At 70.1% G+C, this 13,813-nt stretch carries 12 protein-coding genes; 3 read left to right on the plus strand and 9 right to left on the minus strand.

The genetic code is table 11. The features are described 5' to 3' along the window. Positions 1-60 precede the first annotated feature (60 nt). The 3 genes from ACIOHC_RS15905 to ACIOHC_RS15915 all read left to right on the plus strand — a co-directional run bounded on the left by ACIOHC_RS15905 (position 61) and on the right by ACIOHC_RS15915 (position 3,362). Entirely contained in the window at positions 61-516 is a 456-nt protein-coding gene (locus ACIOHC_RS15905; protein WP_351083545.1) for an Lrp/AsnC family transcriptional regulator, read from the plus strand. A gap of 291 nt (positions 517-807) precedes the next feature. Further along, complete coding sequence (locus tag ACIOHC_RS15910) at positions 808-1,605, plus strand: carbon-nitrogen hydrolase family protein (protein ID WP_351083543.1); 798 nt, start codon at positions 808-810, stop codon at positions 1,603-1,605. A 50-nt stretch (positions 1,606-1,655) separates the two neighbouring features. Continuing rightward, positions 1,656-3,362, plus strand: coding sequence for a flavin monoamine oxidase family protein (locus ACIOHC_RS15915; RefSeq protein WP_389636827.1), 1,707 nt, complete (start codon positions 1,656-1,658; stop codon positions 3,360-3,362). Between the two features lie 21 nt (positions 3,363-3,383). Here ACIOHC_RS15915 and ACIOHC_RS15920 read toward each other — a convergent pair whose 3' ends face one another. From ACIOHC_RS15920 to ACIOHC_RS15960, 9 genes are all read right to left on the minus strand, one after another. After that, the gene (locus ACIOHC_RS15920) at positions 3,384-4,232 is read right to left on the minus strand and encodes a fumarylacetoacetate hydrolase family protein (RefSeq protein WP_351083539.1); all 849 of its coding nucleotides are present in this window, start codon (positions 4,230-4,232) and stop codon (positions 3,384-3,386) included. A 72-nt stretch (positions 4,233-4,304) separates the two neighbouring features. Further along, positions 4,305-5,327: a hydroxyacid dehydrogenase gene (locus tag ACIOHC_RS15925; RefSeq protein ID WP_351083537.1), complete on the minus strand. Its 1,023-nt coding sequence runs from the start codon at positions 5,325-5,327 to the stop codon at positions 4,305-4,307. Beyond that, on the minus strand, positions 5,311-6,366 hold the full coding sequence (locus ACIOHC_RS15930) for a dihydrodipicolinate synthase family protein (RefSeq protein WP_351083535.1): 1,056 nt from the start codon (positions 6,364-6,366) through the stop codon (positions 5,311-5,313). The genes ACIOHC_RS15925 and ACIOHC_RS15930 overlap by 17 nt, the downstream gene beginning before the upstream one ends. An 8-nt stretch (positions 6,367-6,374) precedes the next feature. Next, positions 6,375-7,403 (minus strand): NAD-dependent epimerase/dehydratase family protein, encoded by a 1,029-nt coding sequence (locus ACIOHC_RS15935; RefSeq protein ID WP_365693237.1) that lies wholly within the window; start codon positions 7,401-7,403, stop codon positions 6,375-6,377. Positions 7,404-7,409: 6 nt separating this feature from the next. After that, complete coding sequence (locus tag ACIOHC_RS15940) at positions 7,410-8,357, minus strand: carbohydrate ABC transporter permease (protein WP_389636828.1); 948 nt, start codon at positions 8,355-8,357, stop codon at positions 7,410-7,412. 2 nt (positions 8,358-8,359) lie between these two features. Next, positions 8,360-9,265: a carbohydrate ABC transporter permease gene (locus tag ACIOHC_RS15945; protein WP_114243467.1), complete on the minus strand. Its 906-nt coding sequence runs from the start codon at positions 9,263-9,265 to the stop codon at positions 8,360-8,362. Positions 9,266-9,374: 109 nt separating this feature from the next. After that, positions 9,375-10,631 (minus strand): extracellular solute-binding protein, encoded by a 1,257-nt coding sequence (locus ACIOHC_RS15950; protein ID WP_401842982.1) that lies wholly within the window; start codon positions 10,629-10,631, stop codon positions 9,375-9,377. A 211-nt stretch (positions 10,632-10,842) separates the two neighbouring features. Further along, positions 10,843-12,099: a Gfo/Idh/MocA family protein gene (locus tag ACIOHC_RS15955; RefSeq protein ID WP_401842984.1), complete on the minus strand. Its 1,257-nt coding sequence runs from the start codon at positions 12,097-12,099 to the stop codon at positions 10,843-10,845. Positions 12,100-12,194: 95 nt separating this feature from the next. After that, positions 12,195-13,813, minus strand: a 1,619-nt coding sequence (locus ACIOHC_RS15960; RefSeq protein WP_401842985.1) for a peptidase C14, incomplete at its 5' end; no start/stop codon positions are given.

The following is a 13,813-nucleotide window of genomic DNA, read 5'->3' on the forward strand; positions in this document are numbered from 1 at the left end:
TTCGGGGGCGGCCCACGCCGCCCCCGAAGTAGACCACCGCAGAGAAGTGAACCGCCCGAAGTGCGCCTGAACGACCTCGACGAACGCATCGTCCACGCCCTCGCCGAAGACGCCCGGCGCTCCTACGCGGACATCGGCGCGATCATCGGCCTGTCCGCGCCCGCCGTGAAACGCCGCGTGGACCGCCTGCGCGCCGAGGGCGCCATCACCGGCTTCACCGTGCGGGTGGACCCGGCCGCGCTGGGCTGGGAGACCGAGGGTTTCATCGAGATCTACTGCAGCCGCAACACCTCGCCGGAAGCGATCAAGCAGGGACTGGCGCGGTACCCGGAGATCGCTTCGGCCTCCACGGTGACGGGTGAGGCCGACGCGATCGTGCAGGTCTTCGCCGCGGACATGCGCCACTTCGAGCAGGTGCTTGAACGGATCGCCGGAGAGCCGTACGTGGAGCGGACGAAGTCCGTGCTGGTGCTCTCGCCGTTGCTGCGGCGGTATTCGTCGGGGTCGCCGGGATAGGGGCGCGGGGCGTCCCACGGGCGTCCGCCGTCACCGGACGGGCCCGAGGCGCGCCGGGCGGAGGCCGGCTCGTGCGGGGCGACTTGGGCGTGCGGACCGGGACATGCCGGGAATGAGACCTGCGTCACCCACTTGACCTGGGAAGACGTCCTGCGCAACGAATCGCCGCGGCAGGCCGTCGGAGCGCAATGGATCGACGGTGTACGCGCAACAGTCGCGCCTTGTCCGGGCCGAGCGGCGGACCGTACCTTCGATACGTCCCCGCCCAGCCCGCACCGCCCGAGGTCAGCCATGCCGCCGTTGCGCACCGCCCTGCTCCAGAGTTCCGGACGACCCGGCCATGTGGACGAGAACATCGAGGTGCTCGACGAAGCCGCGCGGCGGGCGGCGGACAGCGGGGCCCGCCTGCTGGTCTGTCCCGAACTGTTCCTCACCGGATACGCGATCGGTGCCGACGTCCCCCGGCTGGCCGAGCCGGCCGACGGGCCGTCGGCCCGTGCCGTCGCCGGGATCGCCGCACGGCACGGTCTCGCGGTCCTCTACGGCTACCCGGAGCGCGCGGGCGAGCAGATCTTCAACGCCGCGCAGCTCATCGGACCGGACGGGGCCGCGCTCGCGAACTACCGCAAGACCCATCTCTTCGGCTGCTTCGAGCAGGAGTGGTTCACCCCGGGCGAGCGGACCGTGGTGCAGGCCGAGCTGGACGGCGTTCGCGTCGGGATCATGATCTGCTACGACGTCGAGTTCCCGGAGAACGTCCGCTCGCACGCCCTCGCCGGTACGGATCTGCTGCTGGTGCCCACCGCGCAGATGCACCCCTTCCAGTTCGTCGCCGAATCCGTCGTACCGGTCCGCGCCTTCGAGAGCCAGCTGTACGTGGCGTACGTCAACAGGACCGGACCGGAAGGCGAGTTCGAGTTCGTCGGGCTGAGCTGCCTGGCCGGTCCCGACGGCACCGTCCGCACCCGCGCAGGACGCGGCGAGGAACTGGTCATCGGTGAGGTCGACCCCGAATTCCTACGCGCGTCGCGCGCCGCCAACCCGTACCTGAACGACCGCCGCCCCGGCCTGTACGGCTCCCTCGTCTGAGCCGGCCGCACCGTTCCACCCCTCTTTTCCGTGCAAGGAGTCCGTACCCCATGACGTCCACGGTGCCCAACGCCGTCCAGCACACCGACGCCGCCGAGCCGATCACCATGTTCGGGCCGGACTTCCCGTACGCGTACGACGACTTCCTGGCCCACCCCGCGGGCATCGGGCAGATACCGGCGACCGAGCACGGCACCGAGGTCGCCGTCATCGGCGGCGGGCTGTCCGGCATCGTCGCCGCGTACGAACTGATGAAGATGGGGCTCAAGCCCGTCGTCTACGAAGCGGACCGGATCGGTGGCCGCCTGCGCACCGTCGGGTTCGACGGCTGCGACCCGCGGCTCACCGCCGAGATGGGCGCGATGCGCTTCCCGCCGTCGTCCACCGCGCTCCAGCACTACATCGATCTGGTGGGCCTGGAGACGAAGCCGTTCCCCAACCCGCTCTCCCCGGCCACCCCGTCGACCGTCGTCGACCTCAAGGGCGAGTCGCACTACGCGCGGACCATCGACGATCTGCCGCAGGTCTACCGCGATGTGATGGACGCCTGGAACCGGTGCCTGGAGGAGGGTGCCGACTTCTCCGACATGAACCGCGCGATGCGCGAACGCGATGTGCCGCGGATCCGCGAGATCTGGGCGGAGCTCGTCCGGAAGCTCGACAACCAGACCTTCTACGGGTTCCTCTGCGACTCCGACGCCTTCAAGTCGTTCCGGCACCGGGAGATCTTCGGCCAGGTCGGCTTCGGCACCGGTGGCTGGGACACCGACTTCCCCAACTCCATCCTGGAGATCCTGCGCGTCGTGTACACCGAGGCGGACGATCACCACAGGGGCATCGTCGGCGGCAGCCAGCAGCTCCCGCTGCGGCTCTGGGACCGCGAACCGCGCAAGATCGTCCACTGGCCCCTCGGCACCTCGCTGTCCTCGCTGCACGGCGGAGAACCGCGCCCCGCGGTGACCCGGCTGAACCGCACCGCAGGGAACCGGATCACCGTCACCGACACCACGGGTGACATCCGTACGTACCCGGCCGCGATCTTCACCGGACAGTCCTGGCTGCTGCTCTCGAAGATCGACTGTGACGACGCGCTCTTCCCGATCGATCACTGGACGGCGATGGAGCGCACCCACTACATGGAGTCGTCCAAGCTGTTCGTGCCCGTCGACCGGCCGTTCTGGCTGGACGGAGCCGTCGACGACCGGGGCGCGCCGACCGGGCGGGACACCATGTCGATGACGCTCACCGACCGGATGACCCGCGGCACGTACCTCCTGGACGACGGCCCCGACAGGCCGGCCGTCATCTGCCTCTCGTACACCTGGTGCGACGACAGCCTGAAGTGGCTGCCGCTCTCCCCGAACGAGCGCATGGACGTCATGCTGAAGTCGCTCGGCGAGATCTATCCCGACGTCGACATCAGGAAGCACGTCATCGGCAACCCGGTGACGGTCTCGTGGGAGAACGAGCCCTGGTTCATGGGGGCGTTCAAGGCCAACCTGCCGGGCCACTACCGCTACCAGCGGCGGCTGTTCACCCACTTCATGCAGGACCGGCTGCCCGCCGACCGACGTGGTCTGTTCCTCGCGGGCGACGACATCTCCTGGACGGCCGGATGGGCCGAGGGCGCCGTACAGACCGCGCTCAACGCCGTCTGGGGCGTGATGACCCAGTTCGGCGGCGCGACCGATGCGACGAACCCCGGCCCCGGCGATGTCTTCGACGCCATCGCCCCGGTCGAACTCCCGGAGGACTGAGGCTGGTTTGCGTGCCGTTCGCTACGCGGGCCGGCAGACGCTGCGCTGCCGGCCGAGGCCCGAGATCTCGACCTCCATCACGTCGTCCGGGCCCAGGTAGGGGAACCGGCCCGACAGCGCCACCCCCTGCGGAGTACCGGTGTTGATGATGTCGCCGGGCTCCAGCACCAGGTACTGCGACAGATGGTGCACCAGATGCGCCACGCTGAAGATCATGTCCGCGGTGCTGGAGTCCTGCCGCGGCTCCCCGTTCACAAAGCTGCGCAGCCGCAGCTGCTGCGGGTCACCGACCTCGTCGGCCGTCACCAGCACCGGGCCCAGCGGGTTGAACGTGGCGCAGCTCTTGCCCTTGGACCACTGGCCGCCCGACTCCTCCAGCTGGAAGGCGCGTTCGGAGACGTCGTTGCTGACGGCGTATCCCGCGATGTGCGCGGCGGCGTCGGCTGGGGAGTCCAGGTAGGAGGCGCGGCGGCCGATGACGACGGCCAGCTCCACCTCCCAGTCGGTCTTCTTCGAGCCGCGCGGGATCAGCACGTCGTCGTACGGGCCGACGATCGTGTTCGGCGACTTGTAGAACAGGATCGGCTGCTCGGGCGGCTCGCTGCCCGACTCCGCCGCGTGGGCCGCGTAGTTCTGGCCGATGCAGAGCAGCGCGGAGGGGCGGGCCACCGGGGCGCCGATCCGCTGACCGGTGATGTCGATCCCGGGGAGCGCCGGCTCGGCGGGCACCAGGTTCGGACGGTCGGCGAGCGCGGCGAGGAACGCGCCGTCGATGTCGTCGGTGATGCCGGACAGATCGTGGTGACGGCCCTCGGGGCAGAGGGCGACAGGGCGCTCATGGCCCGGTTCACCGATGCGCATCAGTCGCATGGAGGTGAGTTCTCCTGACAGGTATGGGGGGTCGGGGGGAAGACGGACATGGCCCGCCTCGCGGGACAGCCCTCAGTGCAGACGGACGAGGGCGTCGGCGGTGACGGCGTGGAGCGGGGGGCGTCCGGAGAGCAGCCGCAGCACCTCGTCGACGGCGCTCGTGCCGAGCCGCCGCCGGCACTCCACAGTGCCCGCCGCCTGGTGCGGGGTGAGCAGCACGTTAGGCAGGGAGCGGAAGGGGTGAGCGACGGGCAGCGGCTCGGCGTCGAAGACGTCGATCGCCGCGTCCAGCCGTCCGGTCGACAGCTCGGCGAGGAGCGCGTCCTCGTCGACCAGCCACGACCTGGCGGTGTTCACCAGGCCCGCCCCGTCCGGCATCAGCGCCAGCTGTTCGGCGCCGATCATCCTGCGGGTCTCCTCGGTGACCGGCGCGTGCACGGCCACGATCCTGCTCTGCGAGAGCAGCGTCTCCAGCGGCACGGACCGGACACCGAGCGCCTCGGCCTCGGCGTCGGACAGGAACGGGTCGGTGACGCTCACCCGCGCCCCCATCGCCCGCACCAGGGCGATGTAGGCACGCCCGGTGCGGGAGGCGCCGATCACGCCGATGTCGCTGCCGTGGATCTCATGGCGCGGCGGGGCCTCGCTCGCCGCCGCCCACTCCACCCCGCCGCGCAGGGCGTGGTCGAAGCGCTGGACACGGTGGAGCAGCGAGAGCGTGAACGCCAGAGCCACCTCGGCGACCGGACGAGCCATCTCGTCCCCGGCCTGGGTGACCAGGACGCCCCGCCGGAACACCTCCTCGGTGACATAGGGCGCGACCGCGGAACCGGTGTGCGCCACCAGTTCCAACCGGTCGGCCGACGCGAGGAGTTCGGCGTCCACCTTGGGCGCGCGCCACGAGGTGATCAGTGCGCGGGCGCCGGGCAGCGCCGCGGCCACCGCCGCCCGGTCGGAGTGGTCGTCCAGAACCGTCAGTTCCGCCGCGCGCTCCAGCTCCCGCCAGACCTCGGCGGTGAAGAACTGGGCCCGCAGGCCCGGCGGAACGGCGACGACCACCCGTGAGCGGTCGGCAGGATCAGGAGAGCCAGTCATCGAGGTGCTCCGCAACGAAGGCGTCATCGGTCAGCCAAGGGTAGGCCGCGGCCACCCGGCTGATCTCCTCGGCCTGTCCGGGGGAGAGCGTCTCGGCCGGGTCCAGGCACCGGATGTTCGCCAACAGCCCCTGACGATGCAGCACTTCGTGCACGCCGGCGATGCAGCCGCGGAAGGCGCCGCGCACATCGAAGACCGCGCTGTTGGCATCGGTCAGCTCGGAGCGACGCGTCAGACAGCGCACCATCGCCTCGTGGTCCCCGCGACGTGCCCTGCGGACGTCGTCGAGGAGCGTCACCGCGGAGCTCGTCCACACGGCCCACTGACCGAGCAGGCCGCCCGCGAACCAGCGCGGTGTGCCGCCCGCCGTCTCGTACGGGGTGAGCAGATCACCGATGATGTCGTCGTCGTTGCCGGTGTACAGAGCCACCTCGTCGGCCCGGTCCGCGGCGGCCACCGCCCGTACGACATCGGCCGTGCGGTACCGGTCGAAGGGGGCGATCTTCACCGCGACCGTGTTCGGCAGATCGGTGAACGCGGACCAGAAGCCCGGCGACAGGTACCGCCCGCCGACGGCCTCCTGGAGGTAGAAGCCGATCACCGGCAGCACTTCGCCGACCGCTCTGGCCCGATCCAGCAGACCCTTCTCGTCCGCGCCGGGCACGGCCGGGCTGAGCAGCACCGCGTCGTAGCCGAGCGCGGCGGCGGTCTCGGTCTCGGCGACGGCCTGCGCGGTGTACCCGCAGGCCCCGGCGACCTTGATGAACGGCCGTCCGGCCTCGGTGTCGATCGTCTCGGCGGCCAGCTCCAGGACCGGCCGGAACAGACCGACGTCCGGTTCCCGGATCTCGAACTGTGTGGTGTGGACGGCGACGGCGACCCCGCCCGCGCCGGAGGCGAGGTAGTAGCGGGTCAGCGCGCGCTGCCGCCGCTCGTCGAAGGAGCCGTCGGCGTGCAGGGCCAGCGGGTGGGCGGGGATCACGGCACCGCGGGCCAGCGCGTCCAGGGCCGGAGAGGACAGGAGGGAGGGAGTGGACATGGAGTGGATCAGAACCTTCCGTCACGGACCTGGAACTTGGTGGGCTTGCCGGACAGCGGCAGCCCGCGGCGCAGCCAGTCGGCCTGCCATTCGACGAGGGTGCGCAGGGCGACATCCGGATAGCCGAAGAGGGCGTGGCAGCGGCTCGCGTCGGAGAGCAGCGCGGTGGGTGCCTCCTCGCCCGCGAGGACCGGTTCCCGGCCGAACTCCTCGCCGAACCACCGCGCGACGCGCCGTACGGACGCGGTCTCGGGCCCGGTGAGGTTGATGGTGAACGCCTCGCCGTCGGTGGCGTGCAGCAGGGATCGCAGCGCGACCTCGTTCGCGTACCCCTGCCATACGACGTTGGCGTGACCGGTCGTCACATCGACGGGCTCGCCGCACTGTACGCGGTGCGCGATGTCGGCGAGGACGCCGTAGCGCAGGTCGACCGCGTAGTTGAGACGGATGTTGGCGACCCTGGTGCCGCGGGTGAGGGCCGCGTGGCCGAACATCCGCTCGCGGCCCAGGCACGACATGGCGTACTCGCCGACCGGGCCGACCGGGTCGCTCTCGGTGCAGCCGCCGGAGGCGACCGGCACCAGCGGGTACACGTTGCCGGTGGAGAACGCGGCGATCCGCGCGTCCGGCCAGCGGCGCGCGACCCGGTCCGGCATCGCGGCGTTCACCGCCCAGGCGTGCGAGGGCGCGCCGGCGGAGCCGAACTTGGCGCCGACCATGAAGACGATGTTCCCGGCGTCGGGCAGCTCGGCCAGATCGGCGGCCGGGTCCATCAGGTCGAAGGCGACGGTGGAGACGCCGGCCGCCTCCAGCGCGTCGGCGGCGGACTTGTCGGACCAGCGGGAGACGGCGTACACGGTCACATCGCTGCGGTCAGCGGCGTCCAGTGCGCGGCGGGCCAGCTTGCACAGGCTGGGGCCCATCTTGCCGCCGGCGCCGAGCACGAGCAGATCGCCTTCGAGGCGGCCGAGGTCGGCGACGAGCGCGGGGGAGGGGGTGGCGAGCCGCTCTTCCAGAGCGGCCTCATCGGTGAACATTCGTAGCTATCCCTTGATTCCGGACGCGGTGACGCCCTCGGTGAAGTAGCGCTGGCCCACCATGTACGCGGCGAAGATGGGCACGAACGCGATGACGGAGCCGGAGAGCACCACATTGAGCGGCACGTTCTGCTGCTGGAGCGAGGCGATGCCGACGGTGAGGGTGCGCATGTCGGTGGACTGGCCGATGACCAGCGGCCACAGGAAGTCGTTCCAGTGCCACAGGAAGACGAAGACGCCGAGCGTGGCGAGGATCGGTTTCAGCAGTGGCAGCACGATGCGGTAGAAGATCTGCCACTCGCTGCAGCCGTCCAGCCGGGCCGCCTCGAAGAGTTCGTCCGGCAGCCCCTGGATGAACTGGCGCATCAGGAAGACCGCCTGGGCGTTGGCCAGCGTCGGCACGATCAGACCCCAGTAGGTGTCCACGCCGCCCAGCTTCGCGATCATCGCGAAGGTGGGGATCATCGTGACGTGGTACGGGACCATCACCATCGACAGGAACGACCAGAACATCGTCTCCCGGCCCGGGAAGCGCTTCTTGGCGAAGGCGTACCCGGCGAGCGAGGCGAGCAGCAGCACGCCGACGACCGAGACGACCGAGTAGAGCAGGGTGTTGACCAGCCAGCGCGGCACGTCCTGGGAGTTCATGACGGTGTCGTACGCCTCGCCGGTCAGCGGCCAGGGCAGCAGACTGCCGGGGAACTCGACCGCCGCGGCGGGCTTCAGTGAGAGCACGACCATCGCGTAGAACGGGAAGATCGTGACGATCGCGGCCACGGTCAGCAGGACGGCGCGGCCGATCCGGCCGGCCCGGGTGGGCCGCATGCCGTGCGGGACGGTGTCCTGCTCCGAGAGCTTGCGCAGCTTGCGTTCGGCGCGGCGGGCGGCCCGGTCGGGCGGCTCGGGAGCCGTGTCCGCGGGCGGGGTCTCGGTCTCTACGGGTGCTGCGGTCATGGTCACTGGTCCTTCCCGATCACGAGCCGCTGGATCACCGCGACCACCACGGTCAGCGCGAAGAGTGCGACGCCGATGGCGGACGCGTAGCCCAGGTCGAAGTACTTGAAGCCCGCGTCGTAGAGCTGGAAGACGAGCGTGTAGCTGGCGTTGGCGGGGCCGCCGCCGGTCATCGTGTAGACCGCGTCGAAGACCTGGAACGAGGCCGTCGTCTCGATCACGGCGAGGAAGAAGAGGGCGGGTTTGAGCTGTGGCAGCACGATGTGCCGGAACCGCTGCCAGGGGCCCGCGCCGTCGGTGAGGGCCGCCTCCTCCAGCTCCCGCGGGATGTCCTGCATCCGGGCCAGCAGGATGAGCATCCCGTACCCGAACCGGGACCAGACGCCGACGATCGCGAGCGCGGGCAGCACCAGCACGTCGTCGGAGAGCCAGGAGCCCTCCGACATCCCGAACCAGCCCATCAGGGTGGACCACGGGCCGCCGGTCGAGAAGATCCAGACGAAGACGGTCGCGGCCAGCACCAGCGAGGTGACGACCGGCAGGAAGAACACCGAACGGAAGAACTTGGCGCCGCGGAACGCGCGGCGGGTGATCAGGGCCAGGGACACCGACGCGATCAGCGTGCCGGGCACGGCGAGCACGGTGTACAGGACGGTGACCTTCAACGCCTGCCAGAACAGCGGGTCGTCCCACAGGCGGGTGAAGTTGTCCAGCCCGACGAAGCTGCCGCCGCCGGTCAGGGAGTAGTCGGTGAAGCTCATCAGCACACCGGCGATGCCCGGACCGAACCGGAAGGCCAGGAAGAGCAGGAAGCAGGGCAGGACGAAGAGCAGGCCGATCCGGGCCTCGCGGCGCGCCTGCGGCCCGCTGCGACGGCCCCGGCGGGTGGGTTCCGCGACGACTGCCACGGGGATCTCCTTGCGGTACGGGGGAATTGCGGGGGGCCGGGGGAGCGTGCTCCCCCGGAGGGTGCGGGGCCGGGGTCCGGGTGCGGCCGGACCCCGGCCCCGCGTGTGATCAGCGGCCGAGCATCGCCTGCGCGGCCTTCTGCGCGGCGTTCAGCGCCTCCTGCGGGCTCTTCTTGCCCAGCAGCGCCGCCTGGATCTCCGGTGCGAGCACGCCCTGGACCTCACGGGCCTTGTCCTGGAGCGGACCCACGGTCATGCTCGGCAGCGTCGCGCCGACCGCCGTCTGCAGCGCGTCGTCCGGGTACAGGTCGCCACCGGACTTGCGGGCCGGGAAGTAGCCCGCGGCCTTCTGCAGACCGGCCGCGTTCTTCGACTCGGCGACGAAGTTCAGCCAGGCGCCGGTGTTCTTCTTGTCGGCGCCCTTCAGCATCGACAGGGCGCCCACGGTGCCGTAGCCCACCGAGTCGACGTCCTTCAGCGGCGGCTGGACGACGATGTTCTCCTTGCCCCAGAACGGCTCGACGTCCGACGGGGTGTTCTGCCAGGTACAGGCGATCTTGCCCTTGGCAGTGGGGGTCTGCTCCAGCTTGGGCGTGGTGGTGACCAGGTCCTTGTCGGTGTAGCCGCCGTCGACGAGCTCCTTCAGGTACGTCAGGGCCTTGACGCCCGCCGCGTCGTTGAAGGTGACGGTCTTGCCGTCCTCGGAGAAGACGTCCCCGCCGGCCTGCCACAGCAGCGGGTAGAAGGTCATGTTGAGGGTCTGCTGGGTGTCGCCGTAGTAGGTGGTGGCGTAGTAGCCCTTCTTCTTCAGCTTCGGGGCCAGCGCCTGAAGGTCCGCCCAGCTCGTCGGGTAGTTCTTCTCGCCGATCGCGGCGAACACCCGCTTGTCGCAGATCAGCGGATTGGCGCTGGTCAGGATCGGGGTGGCGAGCGCCTTGCCGTCGATGGCGACGGACTTCAGCGCGAAGTCCGTGTAGTCCGACTTGGCGTCGGACGGCATGTACTCGTCGGCCGGGACGATGCTCCTGGCGTACTTCGGCAACTGGTCCGGGATCAGGTAGACCGCGTCCGGACCCTTGCCGGAGGCGATCGCGGTGGCCAGGGCGGTGTCGCGGTTGGCCCACGGGAAGGTCTCCACCTTCACCTTGACGCCCGAGTGCTTTTTCTCGAACGCCTTGACCAGACCGTCCCAGTAGGCCTTGTTCTTGGCCTCGTCGAAGATGACGGGGTAGGTCCACATGGTGACGGTGTTGTCGTCGCTGCCGCTGCCGGAGCAGCCGGCCAGCACGCCGGCGGCGAGGGCGGTGGCGAGGACGGGGGCGGCGACTGCGCGCACTCTGGAACGGCGGCTGAGGAGACGGGACATGAGGTGGTCCTCCGAGGACGTGAGGGTGGGCTGGGGAAGAGGGCCTGTCGTTCGGATCAGGCCGGATCAGGGAGGGGGGTTTGGTGCGTGCTGCTGCAAGGCGGAGGATTGAGGCAACGCGGAGCGTTGGTGATTGACGACAACGCGGCAGATGTGCGTGCCGGACCCCGCGAGCCCGGCCTGGTCCGAACGACATGCCCTTCAGGGGGTGTCACTTGGCCGGCACCGTCTGGACGGTGCCGGTGTGCCGGGCACGTTCCGCGGCGAACGCCGCGAGATGGCTGCCGAGCGAGGTGGCGGGACCGGAGCGGACGGCACCGGCGTCACCGGTGGCGACGGCGGTGACGAACGCCTCCACGAGCGCGGCGTCCCCGCCGCCGTGCCCGTCGGCCGCGTTCGACCCGGACGCGCCGAGTTCGTGGACAGTGGTCTCGCCGGTCCGGAAGTCCTGCACCGTGACCCGCTCGCCGTCACCGATGAGCCAGCCGTGCGAGCCGAAGATCCGGGTCTGCCGGTGCGTCTGCTCGGTGAACGCCACCATCTGGAAGGTCGCGGTCACTCCGTCCGTCAGTTGCATCGCCAGGACCTGGTGGTCGACCACGTCGTTGTCGCCGCGGTACGCGCAGACGCCGTACGGCCCCTCGCGAAGCGCCTGCACGAGACCGGCCTCGTCGGTCGCCTCGGTGACATGGGTGACCGGCCAGACGGCGCCTTTGTCGCGCAGGGTCGGCATGTACAGCTTCAGTGCGCTGTACGGGCAGCCGGACTCGACCGCACAGTCCAGACAGCGGTCGGCTGACCCGGCCGGAGCGTTCTCGGGCCGGAAGTGCTTCAGCCCGCCGAAGCTCGTGACCTGTTCGATCCGGCCGCCCATGACGTACGTGATCCAGTCCAGGTCGTGGCAGGACTTGGCGAGCAGCATCGGGGAGGAGTCCTTCTCGCTGCGCCACGGCCCGCGTACATAGCTGTGGGCGTAGTGCCACCAGCCGACCGGCTCCAGATGGTCGAGGGAGACCAGCTGACCGAGCACGCAGGAGTCCACGACCTCCTTCACCAGATCGGTGTACGGGGTGTACCGCATGACGTGGCACACGGCGAAGAGGACCCCGGCCCGCTCCACCCCCTCGACGATCCGCCGGGTCTCGTCCTCGGTCGGGGCGAGGGGCTTCTCGGCGAGGATCGCGTATCCGGCCTCGGCCAGGGCCAGTACCGGCTCCACGTGGAAACGGTCCTGGGTGGCGACGACGACGGCGTCGGCGATGCGGTTCTCGACGAGCGGCCGCCAGTCGTCGAACTCGACGGGTGCGCCGGCGGCGGCCCGCGCCGCGGGGCGCGGATCGGCGACGGCGACGAGTTCGGCGCGCTCGGGGTGCGCCTTGATCCACTCGGCGTACGTCAGACCGCGGTTGCCGGCGCCGACGAGCGCGACCCGTACGGGGCGGCCGGTGATCGGGGTATGCGTGGACACGGGAATCCCTGGTGCTCGATGGGTGGGGGTCTTCCGTCTGGATCAGGCCGGACCTCGGGAGCCCGGCCTGATCCGAACGAGAGTCCCCGAGGTGGTCAGAAGCGCAGCGTGGCCGCGGTGTGGGCGACCCGGTCGCCTTCGTCGGGCAGTGCGGTGCGTTCGGTGCCGTCCTCGACGCAGCCGGTGTGCAGCAGATGGCTGGTGGTGCCGCCGAACCCCGCGGGCCGCAGTTCGAGCCGTCCGCCGGTGAAGGTGGAGCCGGTGGCCCGGTAGCGGTTGGGGCCCTCGGTGACCAGCACGTGGGCGGTGCCCTTGGGCGCGGTCGAGTCGAGGCCGGTCAGCTGCCAGTCGACGGTCCGTCCGGAGCCGGTGCGGGCCAGCAGGGCGCCGTCCTTGTTGGTGCCGGTCAGCCGCGTGCCGTCGACGCGCAGTCGCTGGTCCTTGGACGAGGTCAGCTTCAGTCCGGAGTCGCGGAGTTCGCCGCCGAGGACGGTGATGTCGGTGTGCGCGAGCGAGACCGGGGCGGTGTCCTTGGAGCCGGTCAGGGTGCACTGGTCCAGGACGAGCGGCCCGGTGCCGTTGAAGACCGCGCCGTCGACGCCCTTCAGTGTGCTGCGCTGCAGGGTGAGCGGCGCGGTCACATTGGCCTGGGTTATCTCCGCGCCCGCGGCGAACGCGAACGAGGAGTCGGCGATCACATTGGGGCGGGCGGACAGGTCCGATGCCCGGGAGACGATCAGCGGACCGGTGGCGGTGCAGCCGCGCATCTGCACACCGTCGGCGTTGACCCAGAGCATGCCGGAGCCGGAGAGCGACTTCTTGCCGACGACCAGGACGTCTTCCAGCGTCAGATCGGTGATCTTGACCCGGGCGACGAACCAGGAGCAGGCATGTCTGCGTACGGTGATCCGCTTGGCCCTGCCACCCCAGGCGGCACCGGAGTTGGCGAACGTCATCAGGCCGGAGTTGCCGGTGTAGACGAGATCGTGCTCGAACTGGCCGTGCGTCACGAACGGCCCCTCGTCGTCACCGTCGCCGTGGCAGTTGGTGACATAGCAGTAGGCGGAGGCCGTGAAGTCGTTGAGATGGCGGGCGTTGGAGGTGTGACAGTCCTCGACGTGCCCGTACAGACAGTAGATCTGCTGGGTGAGGTAGCCCGCGCCGCCGTACGTGACGGACTTGGGGTTGGTCAGCGAGCACTGCTCGGTGCGGTAGTACGTGCACCAGCGGCGCATCACGACCGGCCAGAAGGTGCCGATCGCCTCGATGCCGGAGACGTCGCAGCGGACCGCGTACTCGTACGCGACCGGGTGCGAGCCGGTCATCTCGTCGTCGCCCCAGCCCTCGAAGACCATGTTGCGGACATGGGCGCGGTCGACGGGTTCGATCCGGGTCCAGGTGAGGGTGCGGCCGGCGGCCAGGTCCCAGCCGATCTGGTAGTTGACCCGGATGTGCGTCGAGTCGACGACGTCGGTGACCTGGACGAGGCGCTGGATCTCCTTCTCGTACTTCCCCGCCAGGGCGTTGATCTCCACGGCCCACCACTGGCCGACGGTGAACTTCGACGAGTCGCCCACCTCGAACAGGTCCGAGAGGTCCGGCATCGCCGCGCTCAGGGTGTGTTCGACGGTGGTGTCGGTGACGGTGCCGCGGAAGGAGAGGACGGCGCCGAAGGGGTTGTCGTGGGTGTTCTTCTCGATGCCTTCGGTGCGTA

It is taken from the genome of Streptomyces sp. NPDC088252 (assembly GCF_044740965.1).
GTDB lineage: Bacteria > Actinomycetota > Actinomycetes > Streptomycetales > Streptomycetaceae > Streptomyces.